Source organism: Paenibacillus sp. ISL-20 (assembly GCF_018613005.1).
Lineage (GTDB): Bacteria > Bacillota > Bacilli > Paenibacillales > Paenibacillaceae > Paenibacillus_AQ.
The window spans coordinates 172,085-186,652 of sequence record NZ_JAGGRD010000009.1 but is presented as its reverse complement, the minus strand read 5'-3'; the positions used below and the strand labels follow the sequence as shown (position 1 = coordinate 186,652).

Below are 14,568 nucleotides of genomic sequence, written 5' to 3'. Positions count from 1 at the left end.
TTACCATTGCTTGATATTTTGTTTAGCGATTTTTTTCAGCGGGCGCTGATCGGAGGAGTTCTGATTGGTATCACAGCCCCGCTAATCGGGATATTCCTCGTGCTGCGCAGGCTGTCCATGATCGGCGATACGTTGTCACACGTCACGATTGCGGGTGTGGCACTCGGATTTCTGATCGAAGTATATCCGCTTGCCGCAGGACTTGTATTTGCGGTGCTGGCCTCGTTTGCGATTGAGAAGCTGCGAAAGGCATATAAAAGTTATGCCGAGCTGTCAATCGCCATTATTATGTCTGGCGGCGTTGCGCTTGCTTCGCTGTTTTTCACCTTGGGAATGGGCTATAATACGGATGTTATGAGTTATTTGTTTGGCAGCATTTATACGCTGGATTCTACCGATATTTATATGGTGGGTGGTGTAACCGTCGTTGTCATTGCGGTTGTGGTTATGTTCTTCAAGGAGTTCTTCCTGCTCAGCTTCGAGGAGGATGCAGCCAGTGTCAGCGGCCTGCCTGTCAAAATGATGAACATGATCATTACGGTACTGACCGCACTTGTCGTAAGCACCGCCATCAAAATTGTGGGTGCGCTTCTGGTATCCGCATTGTTGGTGATTCCGGTAGCAATCAGTTTATTGCTGGCGAGAAGCTTCCGAAGCTCCATCGTATTATCGGTAATCATCTCCGAAATTGCCGTTATCGGGGGACTGATGCTTGCGGGCATATTTAATTTGGCACCTGGCGCGACTATCGTGCTGCTGCTAATCAGCTTGCTTATCATTACGCTTGTCGGCAAAAAGGGCTTTACGACATAAGGGGGTTCTGAAATAAAATGGCTGATATTAATATCGGCATCGCGTTTGCTGCCGGTTTTGCTTCTTTTATATCTCCATGCTGTTTACCGCTGTACCCGTCCTACTTATCTATTATTACAGGCATGTCGGTCAATGACCTGAAGAGCGAACAGAACCGCAAGGAGGTCCGATTCCGGACCATGACGCATACACTCGCGTTCATCCTTGGTTTTTCTGCCGTTTATTATACCCTCGGTTGGGGTGCTGGCTTATTCGGGGAGTTCTTCACGGAATATCAGGACCTGATCCGTCAGCTGTCCGCGCTGCTTATCATCGTAATGGGACTTATGCTGATTGGTGTTTTCCAGCCCAGGTTTCTAATGAAGGACCGGAAATTCAATTTTAAATCCAAACCGACTGGATACATAGGAACATTTCTGTTTGGCATCGGGTTTGCTGCAGGCTGGTCGCCATGTGTCGGACCGATCTTAACGGCCATCATCGCGCTGGCAGCTTCCGATCCGGGAACCTGGTTCCCGCTGATTACCTCTTACTCTCTGGGGTTTGCAGTACCGTTTTTCATTCTGGCCTTTTTCATTGGCTCCACCCGTTGGATTCTGAAGTATTCAAACATCTTGATGAAGGTCGGCGGTATCTTGATGATTCTGATGGGGGTTCTGCTCTTCACGGATCAAATGTACAAAATTACGATTTGGCTGCAAGGCATTACGCCGGAGTGGCTTAAATTCTAAAGCTGGAGGGAAGGCTGGTCCAATTTATAAGTCATTATTGGCATAGGATTGGACCAGGACTTGCCAACCGGTCTCAAAAACATGTATCATTACTAGTGCAGGTAAAACAGTTTTTTGCACGGGTTATGTAATTATAGAAAAGAGGGAATAAGATGCCGACACCTAGCATGGAGGATTATTTGGAGCGCATCTACAAGTTGATCGACGAAAAAGGATATGCGCGCGTTTCGGATATTGCCGAAGGCTTGGAGGTTCACCCCTCATCCGTCACGAAAATGATTCAAAAGCTGGACAAAGACGAATATTTGATCTATGAAAAATATCGTGGTTTGGTTTTGACCAGCAAAGGCAAAAAAATGGGCAAACGGCTCATGGAACGTCATCATTTGCTTGAGGAATTCCTTGAGATGATAGGTGTACAGGATGAAAATATTTATAGGGATGTTGAGGGAATCGAGCATCATTTAAGCTGGGATTCCATTATGAGAATTGAGACGCTTGTGGAGTATTTCAAGCGCGATGAGAATCGACTTCAGGATTTGCGTGACGTTCATAATGAATTAGTCAACGAATCGTAATGTGGCATCTGTCCGCTTGTGACAGATGCTTTTTTAAACTGAATCGTCATATTTCTAGTGTTATATTAATAAGTTAGATTACCTGCAAATTTCATATTTTCGGAGGATTAATAGAAATGAAGCTTCGTAGATGGTTGTTGGTACTGATTATGTTACTATTGTGTCTCCCGTCGGTGGTCCCAACTGCGCAAGCGAAGGCAGCTCCAATCAGTATTCAGTTGGACGGCGTAACCTTAAACAGTGACGTATCTCCTTACATATTGCCGAAGGTTAACGTAACCATGGTTCCTACGCGGATTATCAGTGAAGGCCTGGGCGCTTCGGTAGCCTGGAATCAGAAGTTAAAGACAGTAACGATCGGGATGGACGGTTCGAGCCTCCAATTGACATCCGGCAGCAAAACCGCGCTTGTGAACGGCTCATCCATACCGCTGGATGCATCGGTTGAAGTTAAGACCGGCCGGGTTATGGTGCCGCTGCGGTTTATCAGCGAGAACCTGGGTGTGCAAGTTGAATGGAACCAAGCGGCACAGCGCATCTCGCTGTCGACAGGCACGGACGTCGTTCTTCCACCACCGGTATCCACGGGGGATGAAGTCAGAGGGGCCTGGATATCCACAGTGTTTAATCTGGATTGGCCGAAAACAAAGACCAGCGCAGATCAGCAAAAGGCATCTTACATCGCCTTACTGGATTCGCTCCAGGAAGTGGGCATTAATACCGTGTACGTGCAGGTACGTCCTGCTGGCGACGCATTGTATCCTTCAACTATAGTGCCATGGTCCAAGGTGCTGACAGGCATTCAAGGCCTTGATCCGGGGTATGATCCGGTAGCTTTCATGGTCGAGGAAACGCATAAACGGAATATGGAGTTCCACGCATGGTTCAATCCTTTCCGGGCAAACACCGATATTTTGACAGCATCACTCGATCCATCCCATGTTGCGCTCAGCCACCCGGATTGGATCGTGAACATAGGTAAGCAGCTGTACATTAATCCAGGGATCCCGGAAGCTCGGCAGCATATCATCGATACCATTATGGAGGTCGTGAATGGATACGATATTGACGGTATTCACTTGGATGATTATTTCTACCCATCCAATACGGTTTTCAACGATGATGCGGCATACCGCCAATATAACCAAGGTGCTTATTCCAGCCTTGCGGATTGGCGCCGAGGAAATATCAATTCATTTGTGCAAACGCTCGGAGAGAGCGTACACCGTGTAAAACCTGATGTGGAATACGGAATCAGTCCTTTCGGCGTATGGCGTAACCAATCCGTGGATAAGACGGGATCGGATACAAAAGCCGGTGTGACGGCTTATGACAGCATGTATGCCGATGTGAGGGGCTGGATCCAGAATGGGTGGATCGATTACGTGGCTCCGCAGATCTACTGGAGCATGAATAACCCTGCTGCCGATTATGATAAGCTGGTTGACTGGTGGGTTAGTGAAGTGCAAGGAACCGGCGTCGACCTTCTGATCGGTCATGCGCCCTACAAACTGGGAACCAGTGAGATCGGTTGGCAGAGCGCATCGGAGATCATCAATCAATTGAAGTATAATCAGAATTATGCCGAGGTTAAAGGCAGCATTTTCTTTAGAGCAGAGAATATTTTAAACAATCCGTTAGGCATTAAAGATCAATTGCAATCATATTATAGATAAATCGGCACGTCCTATAGGTATGAAACATCCCCCGCGCTCATACATAGTCATTAGACCATGTGAGGCGGGGGATTTTATATGCAAATCAATGCGGTATTTGAAGGCGGGGGGGTCAAGGGAATCTCGCTTGCCGGGGCTGTCAAGGCAGCGGAGAATGCCGGCATGGAATTCAGCCGCGTTGCCGGAACATCCTCCGGCTCCATTGTGGCATCCGTGCTGGCAGCAGGTTACCGAGCAGATGAAATCAAGCGCATTATTGAAGAGACACCTTTTCATTCGTTTCTCCAGCGAGCACCGATCTTTAACACGAAGTTGATCGGTCCTGCCTTGCGGGTGTTGATTAAGAAGGGGCTGTATTCCGGAGAAGCCCTGGAGAACTGGATTCGGGAAATCCTGCTTGCCAAAGGGATATTTACTTTTTCGGACATCCCGGCAGGCAAGCTATATATTGTGGCTTCCGACATTACGAATGGAAGGCTGCTGGTGCTTCCGGACGATCTTCGCCAATATGGCATAAACCCTGCAACATTTCCCGTGGCCAAGGCTGTGCGCATGAGCTGCAGCATTCCGTATTTTTTCGATCCCGTCATTCTTCGTTTATTGGGCAGGGCCGCCAAGGGCAAATCGTTCGGAGAACAGTTTGTTTATATCGTGGATGGGGGGCTTTTGAGCAACTTTCCGTTATGGCTATTTGATCGTGAGTCGAAGGGAGGACCTAGGCCGCTGCCAGTGCTTGGCTTTCAGATGGTCGGAAAGAATAGTAACTTGCCCCATCTGATCGAAGGCCCGATCGGCATGTTAACCGCCATGTTCGAGACGATGCTTTCCGCTCACGATGAACGCTATATTGAACAGCAAAATCGCAATCGAACGATCAAAATTCCGACGCTTGGCATTGGCACCACACATTTTAATCTGACCAAGGAAGAAAGCGAGAATTTATACAATTCGGGATTAACGGCAGGTACGATGTTTTTCACCAGCTGGAAATCCGATCATTAAAAAAACCGTCCAACCGGCATGATTTTGCGCGATTGGACGGTTTTCTTGTTAGTGATATTTAGGAACATCATCGGATGGGTCGGGTTTTCCTTTTTGCCCATCGATGACTTGAAACGGGTACTGTTTACGTTTTGCAGCTGGACTGCTCTTCCGTACGGTGCTGTTTTTTGCCGCCAGCTTTGCTGCCGTTCGCTTAGAAGGCTTTACCTTGGGTCGCTTGTTCATACGGCGGGGCGGAAACTTGTAGAGCACATACACGACAGCAACAATAATGAGTGGAATCAAAATATTCAGTCTTGATCCAGGGTCTAACAGGAGTACCAGTAGCCCTATGGCGGCTAACGTGATCGCCGTCCAAAAAATGATCGCATGCCTTCTCATGAATTATCACCCTTTCGCGGGATCCAGCACACTTCCTGTCACAGATTGGTGAACTGTAACATTCTCGTATTGAGCATCTAACTCACGCATTCTGTTAAAGGATGCGATGGATACTTCAACTTGATCATCATTAGGTTCCTTCGTCGTTAGAAGCTGCAGCCACAGACCGGGATAACCGAGGAAACGGAGTACCGGCATGTCTCGCATGGCATTGGTAAGTTTCAGGAACTCAAAGGAAACGCCAAGCACGACCGGAAGAAGCGCGATTCTTTGAATGACCCGTTGCGTCATGGTATCCCATGGCACCACCGAGTAGACAACAACGCCGAGAACAATGGTCAGCATCATGAAGCTGCTGCCGCAGCGATAATGCAGTCGTGTATATTTCTGAACATTCTTCACCGTCAACTCTTCGCCAGCTTCAAATGCGCTGATGACTTTATGTTCAGCACCGTGGTACTGGAACAGTCTTTTAATGACAGGTGTCTGGGAGATCGCCCATAAATATACAAGGAGCAGTATTAATTTAATTACGCCTTCAATCAGGTTATGCACAATATAGTGATCAAATGTATTGCCAAAAAAGAAATCCTCTACAAAAACAGGAACGAGTGTAAACAGTAGCTTGCCGAATACAAAGGAAAGCACACTGACGGCGGCCACACCGATAATCATGCTTAAACTCCAGCCTGAGTCTTCTTTCTCCTTCTGTTTCTCACGTTCTTCCGGCTCCAGGGTATCGTCAGCATATGCATCCGCAGAGTAATTCAAATGTTTGGAACCCTTAATTGTAGAATCTATGAGACTGACGATGCCGCGAAGAAGCGGAATCTTCCGCAGCTTCCGAACCCATGTCTTGTCTTGGCGAGGCACCTCGAGAAACTTGATTTCGTTATTTTTACGCCGCACGGCCGTCACATTCACATGTTTTCCGCCGAACATAACGCCTTCGATTACAGCTTGGCCTCCATAGCTGATCGGGGTTGACTTATCGGACAACCAGTTCACCCTCCCTGACATGTTTTTCGTTCTATGAACTATTGTATCGAATTTTGAAAGTAATTTCTAGTTGGATTAGCCGTAAGGGAACCGGAGCATACTACTTTGAGAGAAGAACGGAGTAAGAGCAATACTTCGATGACTTAGAGAGGAGAATCATTAGATGCATGAACATCGATTTCGACAGCAGAACCAGGTCACCAATCCATTTGTGTTTGCCCTGGAACTGGGCTATTACGCAGGTCTGATTTGGGGGGGCGTGGTCTGGATATTTTACTGGTTAAAATTCACGAAGGTGCTTCCGGGCTTTTTGCTGGAGCCATTCTTCAAGCATGAGTTCCTAAAGACGACTGCCGGACAAATCGCCGGTTGGCTGTCCTTTATCGCGTTTTCTGTCATCGCTTCCCTCATCTATGTCACCTTGTTCAGGAAGCTGAAGGGCCCGTGGCCCGGTATTGCTTACGGAATCATATGGTGGGCGGTGCTGTTCGTCGCGCTCAATCCGTGGCTTCGGCTGACAGACCCGGTGAAGAAGCTGTCTTGGGATACAAACATCTCGGAGGTTTGTATTTTTATATTATGGGGACTATTTATCGGTTATACGATTGCGCAGGAATTCACCGACGAGAAACTGCGTGAACCGAAGAAGGTGACGGGCTAAGCAAGAAAAACTTCTCAACCCTATGCCGCCTATGGTAAAATAGCTTTTGGTTATTTGACGAAAAGGTGGGAAGCCCTATGAAATCCATATGGGTGATAAACGGACCGAACTTAAACCTGCTCGGCTTCCGTGAACCGGGCATTTATGGTTCACTCAGCCTGCAGGCGATCGAAGATAATTTGCGTAAACAGGCGGATCTCGCCGGTATCGGTATTACCTTCTATCAGTCTAATCATGAGGGTGCTATCATCGACCGTATTCATGAAGCTATTGGACAGGCGGACGGCATACTACTTAACCCGGGAGCACTGACCCACTACAGCTACGCTGTACGTGATGCCATCAGTTCTGCCCGTATTCCGACAGTGGAAGTTCATCTATCGAACATTCATGCCAGGGAGGAATTTCGTCATACCTCCGTCATCGCACCTGTTGCTGTCGGACAAATCGCGGGTTTTGGCGCAGCGAGTTACACACTGGGCTTGTCGGCCCTTTTGCAAGTCCTGAACGACCCAGAAGGATAGCTTGGGAAATGGGTGAGAGGAGAGGTTAGAATGAGTAACAAACGAGTGGTTAAACTGCGCGAGAAACTTCAAGGCAAAGGCGTAACGGCTATGCTGGTTGCAAGCCCGATCAACCGCAGATATTTGACTGGCTTTACCGGGTCTGCCGGCTATGTGTTGATCACACGGGATAATGCCTATCTCTTGACGGATTTCCGCTATATGACTCAAGCTCCACAGCAAGCCGTCGGGTTTCAAGTGGTTGAGCATGGACCGAAGGTTATGGAGACGGTCAAGGATTTGCTATCTTCCGAGGGGATTACATCGCTTGGATTTGAACAGGACCATGTTACATACGGCGTATTTTCCACCTATTCGGAACAGCTCGCGCCAATTAGCCTGGTGCCGGTTTCGGGTCTTGTAGAGGATCTGCGGATATTCAAGGATGAGGAAGAATTGAGCATTATGCAGCGGGCTGCCGATTTGGCTGATCAAACGTTCAGCTATGTGCTGACCATTCTGGCTGCCGGCAAAACGGAGCGGGGAATCGATCTGGAGATGGAAATGTTCATGCGCAAGCATGGCGCCACAGCGTCTTCCTTTGATACCATTGTCGCTTCCGGTGAGCGTTCGGCTCTTCCGCACGGCGTTGCCAGCGAGCGTGTCATTCAAGGGAACGAATTCGTTACGTTTGATTTCGGTGCGCTGCTTGACGGATACTGCTCTGATCTCACAAGAACCGTTGCGCTCGGAAGTCCTGATCCTAAACTGAAGGAGATTTATGATATCGTGCTGGAAGCACAGCTTCATGCACTGGATCATATTAAACCTGGTATGACAGGACGCGAGGCAGACGCCTTAACTCGTGATATTATAACCCGTTATGGATACGGGGAATATTTTGGCCACAGCACGGGGCATGGATTGGGTATGGAGGTTCATGAATCTCCGAGACTGTCCAAGCTGAGTGATGATGTACTGAAGCCGGGTATGGTGGTAACGGTGGAGCCGGGCATTTACTTGCCTGGGCTTGGCGGTGTCCGAATTGAAGATGATATCGTCATTACGGAATCGGGTATTCATATACTAACAAGCTCGTCCAAAGACTACACTGTGCTATAAAAGGCTGTTCAAAAAGATAGCTTTTTGAATTTGTACTTTAGGAAAATGATGTACTATATTAATTAGACCGCATCCTTAGGAGGGAATCTTAGTGATTTCAGTTAACGATTTTAAAACAGGTTTGACCGTAGAAGTAGATGGCGATATATTCACCGTTTTGGATTTTCAGCACGTAAAGCCCGGTAAAGGTGCAGCTTTCGTACGTTCCAAATTGAAAAACCTTCGCAACGGCAACACCGTTGAGAAGACGTTCCGTGCAGGTGAAACGATTGGCCGCGCGATCATCGACAATCGTGGTGTACAGTATCTTTACGCCAGCGGTCAAGAGCATGTATTCATGGATAACGAAACTTACGATCAGTTCAGCTTGACTAGCGAGCAGCTGGAATGGGAACTGAACTTCCTGAGAGAGAACATGAATGTAAACATCATCAGCTACCAAGGGGAAATCCTCGGGATCAACCTGCCTAACAGCGTGGAGCTGAAAGTTGTTGAAACCGAGCCGGGAATCAAAGGCAACACGGCTACGGGCGCAACGAAGAGTGCGAAAGTGGAAACCGGCCTGAATGTACAAGTTCCGCTGTTCATTAATGAAGACGATGTGCTTCTGATCGATACACGCGAAGGTAAATACATCTCCCGTGCATAGCAGGCTTTAAACGGGACCCTTCAACGATTGACGGGGTGCCAATATCTTCTAAACAACGAGACTCCTGTACGTATGTACGGGAGTCTTTTTTGTGATGGGCGAAAGCCGATGCGGTAAGCCCGAGTTCTTTTTGCCTTGAAAAGCCTTGACGGGATGACTTACTTTCGTATTATACTGTTTTAAAGTGAGAAACCACCTGAATGCTGTTACATACTGATATTAGTGGGGAGTGAAAGAAGCATTGTCACTGTACGTCATGAAATTCGGAGGCAGCTCTGTAGGGGATACAGAACGTATGAAGCGTGTTGCCAGAAGAATTGTAGAGAAACAAGATGAAGGTCATCAATGTGTAGTCGTGGTGTCTGCTATGGGGGATACGACAGACGATTTGATTGACCAGGCAAAGCTGTTGAACGAGAATCCGCCGGCGCGGGAAATGGATATGCTGATGACCACGGGAGAACAGATATCCATATCGCTGCTATCCATGGCCATTCACGGTCTCGGACGCAAGGCAAAGTCTTTTACCGGCTGGCAGGCGGGGTTCCGTACGGAAGCGGTCCATGGCAAAGCCCGCATTACGGATATTATGCCAGAGCGCGTGTTTAAAGCTCTTGACGAAGGAAATGTCGTCATTGTAGCGGGATTCCAGGGAATGTCTGAAGACGGAGAGATTACAACGTTTGGACGCGGGGGATCAGATACCACGGCGGTTGCTCTAGCGGCTGCCATCCAAGCGGATGTATGTGAAATATATACAGATGTGGACGGGATTTACTCCACGGATCCGCGGGTTGTCAAATGTGCGCGGAAGTTGAAGGAGATTTCCTATGACGAGATGCTGGAGTTAGCCAATCTTGGTGCAGCTGTTCTTCACCCGCGTGCGGTGGAGTATGCGAAGCATAATCAAGTGAAGCTTGTTGTCAGATCCAGCTTTAATCATAACGAGGGTACGGTTGTTAAGGAGGAAACAAGCATGGAACAAGGTGTGGTTGTCAGCGGAATTGCATTTGACAAGAATGTGGTAAGAATCAGTATTCTGGGCGTTTCCGATACGCCAGGCGTTTTGGCTCAAGTGTTCGGAGAGCTTGCAAAAGAAGCGATTGATGTTGATATTATCGTACAGAGCGGTGTGCAGAACGGCGAAGCAGACTTTTCCTTTACCGTTTCCTTGGCCGATCGGGAGCGTGCGTTGTCAGTTATCGAACAAATTCGCGGCAAAACTCCGTATCGTGATGTTACCTCAGAAGACCATCTGGTAAAAGTATCGATTGTTGGCGCTGGCATGGTCAGCCACCCGGGTGTGGCCGCACAAATGTTTGATGTTATCTCCCGGCAGGGGGTCAGCATCAAAATGGTCAGCACGTCCGAAATCAAGGTATCCTGCGTCATTGAAGGAGCCAATCTGGAAGGTGTCGTACAAGCGCTTCATACCGCGTACGGATTGGATACGGATCAGCAGGCTTCCGTTGGCGGACCGCAGGTTCGGCGATAACCTTTTTTTATGTAATCATTTTCTGCAATAATATCGATATTAAATAGAGTAATCCCGGTCTATAGCGACCGGGATTTTTTGCGTTGTCCGAAAGATTCAAAGTTCGCTTCTATGAAATTGAAAAAATAGAGATAAAACGAGAGTACCTCGCATATTTTTAAACATCACACATGTGAACAAGGAAGAAGGAGGATATATAGCATGCTGGACAAGTTTGTCGCTAGTATGGCCACGCTTCGTTTTTTCTCCGGCAGTCTCGAGATTGTGGCGGCCATCATCATGCTGCGTCTGAACCAAGTCGATAAAGCGCTGGCTGTGAATTCGGCCCTGGCTTTCATGGGCCCTTTGGTACTGATTCTGACAACAACCATAGGCCTTGTGGGAATGGCGGATAAATTGTCGTGGGGGAAGATCGGCTGGATTTTGTGCGGCGTCTCCTGTCTCTTATACGGCGTTCTAAAAAAATGATAGATTCGCTGCATATTTTTCAGGTACAAGCATACACATGGGATATGAAGTTCTCTTATTAGAAGATGATCAAAAAGGACAACCTGGGGGAAATTGATATGACAGTGAATTGGTTAGACCTGTTTCCCGAAACCGTCAAACGAATGCTGCTGAGCCTGTCGAATGAGCTTCTCAATCATGTGGAGGAGGTACGTATCCGGGAGGAACGTCCGCTGGAGATTAATTCGGCGGGCAAGCATCATTTTCTGGATCGGCGTGGCGGGCTTACACTGCGGCCTGATGAGGCGTATAAGCCGACGCGTGAAGATACCCATCGGTTGCTGGATCTAATCAGTAACCATTCCCTCTACACCATGGAAGAGGAATTGCGAAAAGGGTTTATCACGATACCTGGGGGGCATCGGGTCGGGCTCACCGGCCGGACGGTGCTCAGCGGTGGTAAGGTTGAACACATTCGGGATATTAGCGGATTTAATGTCCGGATTGCCAAGGAGGTTCAGGGAGCGGCGGATGACATCATCCCGCATTTACTCGACCGGAAACGGAAAAGGGTGATGCACTCGCTGATCTTATCCCCGCCTCAGCAGGGCAAAACAACGCTGCTCAGGGATCTGGCGAGGCAGATCAGTTACGGCAAGTGGGGGAATTCGGCCGTGCATTGGCCGGGAATGAAGGTAGGCATCATCGACGAACGCTCTGAAATTGCCGGTTGTTTGCGCGGAGTCCCTGGATTCGACGTAGGTCCGCGTACGGATGTGCTGGATGGTTGTCCGAAAGCTGAAGGGATGATGATGATGATCCGTTCGATGTCCCCGGATGTGCTGATTGTGGACGAGATCGGTCGGCCTGAGGATGCGGAAGCCGTCATTGAAGCCTTGCATGCAGGAATTAGCGTGATTGCAACGGCACATGGCTCATCCATACAAGATATGCGGGGGCGACCGGCACTTGCCGGTCTTTTGGAGAACCGAATGTTTGAGATGTATGCCGTTATCAGTAGAACAAGCGACCAAAGAACATACAAACTGTATGACGGAGGTCAGCGAACGCTTCAGACGGCTGCAGTCGGTCCGCCGGGCGGTGATGCCTATGCTTAAACTGGTCGGGGCTGTGCTCGTGCTGGGAGCAGGAACTTTAGCCGGATTTTTCCAGGCCCAGCAATTCGCAGCAAGACCCAGGCAGCTGCGAGAACTTATTCTCGCGCTTCAACGGCTTGAAACGGAGATCAGCTACGGTTTGACGCCGCTACCCGATGCGCTGGAACGAATTGGCGATTCCCTTCGTGAACCGCTCAGATCCTTATTTGCCTCAGCCGCGCTTTACATGAGACCCGATTATGGGTTATCCGCAAAGGACAGCATCCGCAAGGCACTGGGCGAATACTGGAAGCGAACATCAATGAAGAGTGCCGAGCGTGAGGTGTTGGAGCAGCTAAGCGGCGTTCTTGGCACCAGTGACAGGCAGGACCAGATCAAACATATCGCTCTGGCCGTGGGACAGCTCAAGCATGAAGAAGCAGCGGCAAGGGATGACCAGGTCAAATATGAAAAGATGAGCAAAAGTCTGGGACTGCTCATTGGAGCATTGATCGTCATTTTGATCTTTTAGCGAGGTGCCAAGGGAAATGAACATTGAAGTGAACGCCATCTTCCAGATTGCCGGTATCGGGATCATCATTGCCATGATTCATACCGTCCTGAAACAGATGGGGAAAGAGGATATGGCACATTGGGTAACCCTGATCGGGTTTGTGGTTGTGCTGTTTATGGTCGTCAGACTGCTTGACGATTTGCTCAAGGAAATCAAAAGTATTTTTCTATTCCAGTAGGTGGACTTATATGGAAATTATCCAGGTGGTAGGACTGGGCATCATCGCTACCGTGCTGATCTTGGTTGTCAAGGAACAGAAGCCGCTCTTTGCCTTTCTTCTGGCAGTGGCGACCTCACTCCTCATCTTCCTGTTCCTGATCGGGAAGATCGGAAATGTCTTATCCATGCTGGAAGATTTGGCGGAGAACTCCGGTGTCCAGATCATTTATCTGAAGACCGTACTGAAAATCATCGGAATTGCCTATATTGCGGAGATGGGGGCCCAGATCGTACGAGATGCCGGACAGGAATCGATCGCATCCAAAATAGAACTGGCGGGAAAAGTGCTCATATTGGTGCTCGCTGTACCGATTATCGGGATCATCATCGAGACGGTCCTGAAGCTCCTCCCGGCTTGAAAAAGGTGGGGGGACATGGTTACAGGAGTTATACTTCGAAAAGGCTTGGCCGTGTTTCGTCTACTGATCCTGATGTTGTTTATGTCCGGATTGTTCTGCGGAACGATAAGTGCGGCTGCCGCAGCAAATCCGGCCGATGAGTGGGTAGAGCAGCAGACGCAGCAGCTGCCGACAGACCAGGTTGAGAAATACTGGGACCGGCTCATGAAGGATTACGGCGGTTTCTTCCCGGATGGAAAGACGCCGTCCCTGATGGATATGCTGCTGCCGGGCGGCGATGGTCTTAGCTTCAAAGGGGTTATGTCCGGAATCGGAAAGTATTTGTGGCACGAGGTTCTTTATAACGGCAAGCTGCTGGCGACCATTGTGATGCTGAGCATCATGAGTCTGATCCTGGAGAATCTGCAGACGGCCTTCGAAAAAAGCACCGTGAGTCGGGTTGCCTATACCATTTGTTACATGGTTGTCCTGGTCATTGCCGTTAACAGCTTCAGCATCGCGATTGGATATGCCCGGGATGCCATTACCCAAATGATCGATTTCATGATGGCGATGCTTCCCTTGCTCTTTGCACTGATGGCTTCGATGGGCAATGTCGTGACTGTCTCGGTGGCTCATCCGCTAGTCATCTTCATGGTACATACGGTAGGTACGCTGATCAGCACGATTGTGTTCCCGCTTCTGTTCTTCTCGGCTCTGCTGCATCTGGTTAGTTCGCTATCCGAAAAGTACAAGCTGACCCAGTTGGGCAACCTGCTCCGAGGAGTTTCGATGGGCGTTCTGGGTGTGCTGCTTACCGTGTTCTTGGGGGTTATCTCCGTTCAAGGACTTACCAGCTCGGTTACGGACGGTGTGACGATCCGGGCAGCCAAATATGTAACCGGCAATTTCGTTCCGGTAGTCGGCAAGATGTTCGCAGATGCAACGGATACCGTGATCTCGGCCTCATTACTCGTCAAGAATTCCATCGGGCTGGCAGGGGTCATCATTATTTTGTTCCTTTGCGCATTCCCTGCGATCAAGATCTTGACACTTGCCTTGATATATAACGTTGCAGCGGCCGTCATGCAGCCGCTCGGAGACACTCCGATCGGCACCTGCCTGCAGACGATCGGAAAGACGATGCTGTATGTTTTTACAGCTTTGGCCGCAGTCAGTATGATGTTCTTCCTGGCCATCACGATTCTGCTCACGGCAGGCAACATTACCGTCATGATGAGGTGAGGCAGAATATAGCGGCGGCTAATCTTTAGGAGGAATGA

Annotated in this window: 18 protein-coding genes; 16 read left to right on the top strand and 2 right to left on the bottom strand. The window is 48.9% G+C overall.

The features are described 5' to 3' along the window. Positions 1-6: 6 nt before the first annotated feature. From J7E85_RS06375 to J7E85_RS06355, 5 genes are all read left to right on the top strand, one after another. On the top strand, positions 7-813 hold the full coding sequence (locus J7E85_RS06375; protein WP_076320860.1) for a metal ABC transporter permease: 807 nt from the start codon (positions 7-9) through the stop codon (positions 811-813). Between the two features lie 17 nt (positions 814-830). Beyond that, positions 831-1,544 (top strand): cytochrome c biogenesis CcdA family protein, encoded by a 714-nt coding sequence (locus J7E85_RS06370; protein ID WP_098742939.1) that lies wholly within the window; start codon positions 831-833, stop codon positions 1,542-1,544. A gap of 152 nt (positions 1,545-1,696) precedes the next feature. Continuing rightward, on the top strand, positions 1,697-2,122 hold the full coding sequence (mntR, locus tag J7E85_RS06365) for a transcriptional regulator MntR (RefSeq protein ID WP_076320862.1): 426 nt from the start codon (positions 1,697-1,699) through the stop codon (positions 2,120-2,122). Between the two features lie 116 nt (positions 2,123-2,238). Further along, entirely contained in the window at positions 2,239-3,798 is a 1,560-nt protein-coding gene (locus tag J7E85_RS06360; protein ID WP_215156076.1) for a family 10 glycosylhydrolase, read from the top strand. A 78-nt stretch (positions 3,799-3,876) separates the two neighbouring features. Further along, the gene (locus J7E85_RS06355) at positions 3,877-4,800 is read left to right on the top strand and encodes a patatin-like phospholipase family protein (protein WP_215156074.1); all 924 of its coding nucleotides are present in this window, start codon (positions 3,877-3,879) and stop codon (positions 4,798-4,800) included. Positions 4,801-4,848: 48 nt separating this feature from the next. On the opposite strand, the gene J7E85_RS06350 is transcribed toward J7E85_RS06355, so the two are convergent. After that, positions 4,849-5,181: a hypothetical protein gene (locus J7E85_RS06350; protein WP_215156072.1), complete on the bottom strand. Its 333-nt coding sequence runs from the start codon at positions 5,179-5,181 to the stop codon at positions 4,849-4,851. Between the two features lie 6 nt (positions 5,182-5,187). Beyond that, on the bottom strand, positions 5,188-6,180 hold the full coding sequence (locus tag J7E85_RS06345; RefSeq protein WP_215156070.1) for a DUF1385 domain-containing protein: 993 nt from the start codon (positions 6,178-6,180) through the stop codon (positions 5,188-5,190). Positions 6,181-6,343: 163 nt separating this feature from the next. Here J7E85_RS06345 and J7E85_RS06340 point away from each other — a divergent pair, with 163 nt between their 5' ends. From J7E85_RS06340 to spoIIIAE, 11 genes are all read left to right on the top strand, one after another. After that, the gene (locus J7E85_RS06340) at positions 6,344-6,841 is read left to right on the top strand and encodes a YqhR family membrane protein (RefSeq protein ID WP_215156068.1); all 498 of its coding nucleotides are present in this window, start codon (positions 6,344-6,346) and stop codon (positions 6,839-6,841) included. Positions 6,842-6,918: 77 nt separating this feature from the next. Continuing rightward, the gene (gene aroQ / locus J7E85_RS06335; RefSeq protein WP_076320868.1) at positions 6,919-7,365 is read left to right on the top strand and encodes a type II 3-dehydroquinate dehydratase; all 447 of its coding nucleotides are present in this window, start codon (positions 6,919-6,921) and stop codon (positions 7,363-7,365) included. Between the two features lie 30 nt (positions 7,366-7,395). Next, a complete protein-coding gene (locus J7E85_RS06330; RefSeq protein ID WP_215156066.1) occupies positions 7,396-8,466 on the top strand; it encodes a M24 family metallopeptidase in 1,071 nt (356 codons plus the stop codon). A 91-nt stretch (positions 8,467-8,557) separates the two neighbouring features. Then, positions 8,558-9,115: an elongation factor P gene (gene efp, locus J7E85_RS06325; protein WP_076320870.1), complete on the top strand. Its 558-nt coding sequence runs from the start codon at positions 8,558-8,560 to the stop codon at positions 9,113-9,115. A 241-nt stretch (positions 9,116-9,356) separates the two neighbouring features. Next, on the top strand, positions 9,357-10,610 hold the full coding sequence (locus J7E85_RS06320; RefSeq protein ID WP_215156248.1) for an aspartate kinase: 1,254 nt from the start codon (positions 9,357-9,359) through the stop codon (positions 10,608-10,610). 201 nt (positions 10,611-10,811) lie between these two features. After that, the gene (locus J7E85_RS06315; RefSeq protein ID WP_076320872.1) at positions 10,812-11,078 is read left to right on the top strand and encodes a YqhV family protein; all 267 of its coding nucleotides are present in this window, start codon (positions 10,812-10,814) and stop codon (positions 11,076-11,078) included. Positions 11,079-11,176: 98 nt separating this feature from the next. Next, positions 11,177-12,175 carry a stage III sporulation protein AA gene (gene spoIIIAA / locus J7E85_RS06310; RefSeq protein WP_215156064.1) on the top strand — a complete coding sequence of 333 codons (999 nt, stop codon included), beginning with the start codon at positions 11,177-11,179 and terminating at the stop codon, positions 12,173-12,175. Next, on the top strand, positions 12,168-12,686 hold the full coding sequence (spoIIIAB, locus tag J7E85_RS06305) for a stage III sporulation protein SpoIIIAB (RefSeq protein WP_215156056.1): 519 nt from the start codon (positions 12,168-12,170) through the stop codon (positions 12,684-12,686). Before spoIIIAA ends, spoIIIAB begins: the two co-directional genes overlap by 8 nt. A 16-nt stretch (positions 12,687-12,702) precedes the next feature. Further along, on the top strand, positions 12,703-12,906 hold the full coding sequence (gene spoIIIAC / locus J7E85_RS06300) for a stage III sporulation protein AC (RefSeq protein WP_007129715.1): 204 nt from the start codon (positions 12,703-12,705) through the stop codon (positions 12,904-12,906). A 10-nt stretch (positions 12,907-12,916) separates the two neighbouring features. Beyond that, positions 12,917-13,306, top strand: a complete 390-nt coding sequence (spoIIIAD, locus tag J7E85_RS06295) for a stage III sporulation protein AD (RefSeq protein ID WP_071223846.1) — start codon at positions 12,917-12,919, stop codon at positions 13,304-13,306. A 72-nt stretch (positions 13,307-13,378) separates the two neighbouring features. Next, complete coding sequence (gene spoIIIAE / locus J7E85_RS06290; RefSeq protein WP_483311302.1) at positions 13,379-14,530, top strand: stage III sporulation protein AE; 1,152 nt, start codon at positions 13,379-13,381, stop codon at positions 14,528-14,530. Positions 14,531-14,568 lie beyond the last annotated feature (38 nt).

Coding starts and splice junctions, on each gene's coding strand:
- spoIIIAC (WP_007129715.1), top strand. CDS start 12,703: ATGAACATTGAAGTGAACGCCATCTTCCAGATTGCCGGTATCGGGATC.
- spoIIIAA (WP_215156064.1), top strand. CDS start 11,177: ATGACAGTGAATTGGTTAGACCTGTTTCCCGAAACCGTCAAACGAATG.
- J7E85_RS06350 (WP_215156072.1), bottom strand. CDS start 5,181: ATGAGAAGGCATGCGATCATTTTTTGGACGGCGATCACGTTAGCCGCC.
- J7E85_RS06360 (WP_215156076.1), top strand. CDS start 2,239: ATGAAGCTTCGTAGATGGTTGTTGGTACTGATTATGTTACTATTGTGT.
- J7E85_RS06370 (WP_098742939.1), top strand. CDS start 831: ATGGCTGATATTAATATCGGCATCGCGTTTGCTGCCGGTTTTGCTTCT.
- J7E85_RS06330 (WP_215156066.1), top strand. CDS start 7,396: ATGAGTAACAAACGAGTGGTTAAACTGCGCGAGAAACTTCAAGGCAAA.
- spoIIIAE (WP_483311302.1), top strand. CDS start 13,379: ATGTTGTTTATGTCCGGATTGTTCTGCGGAACGATAAGTGCGGCTGCC.
- aroQ (WP_076320868.1), top strand. CDS start 6,919: ATGAAATCCATATGGGTGATAAACGGACCGAACTTAAACCTGCTCGGC.
- spoIIIAB (WP_215156056.1), top strand. CDS start 12,168: ATGCTTAAACTGGTCGGGGCTGTGCTCGTGCTGGGAGCAGGAACTTTA.
- J7E85_RS06340 (WP_215156068.1), top strand. CDS start 6,344: ATGCATGAACATCGATTTCGACAGCAGAACCAGGTCACCAATCCATTT.
- mntR (WP_076320862.1), top strand. CDS start 1,697: ATGCCGACACCTAGCATGGAGGATTATTTGGAGCGCATCTACAAGTTG.
- J7E85_RS06315 (WP_076320872.1), top strand. CDS start 10,812: ATGCTGGACAAGTTTGTCGCTAGTATGGCCACGCTTCGTTTTTTCTCC.
- J7E85_RS06355 (WP_215156074.1), top strand. CDS start 3,877: ATGCAAATCAATGCGGTATTTGAAGGCGGGGGGGTCAAGGGAATCTCG.
- spoIIIAD (WP_071223846.1), top strand. CDS start 12,917: ATGGAAATTATCCAGGTGGTAGGACTGGGCATCATCGCTACCGTGCTG.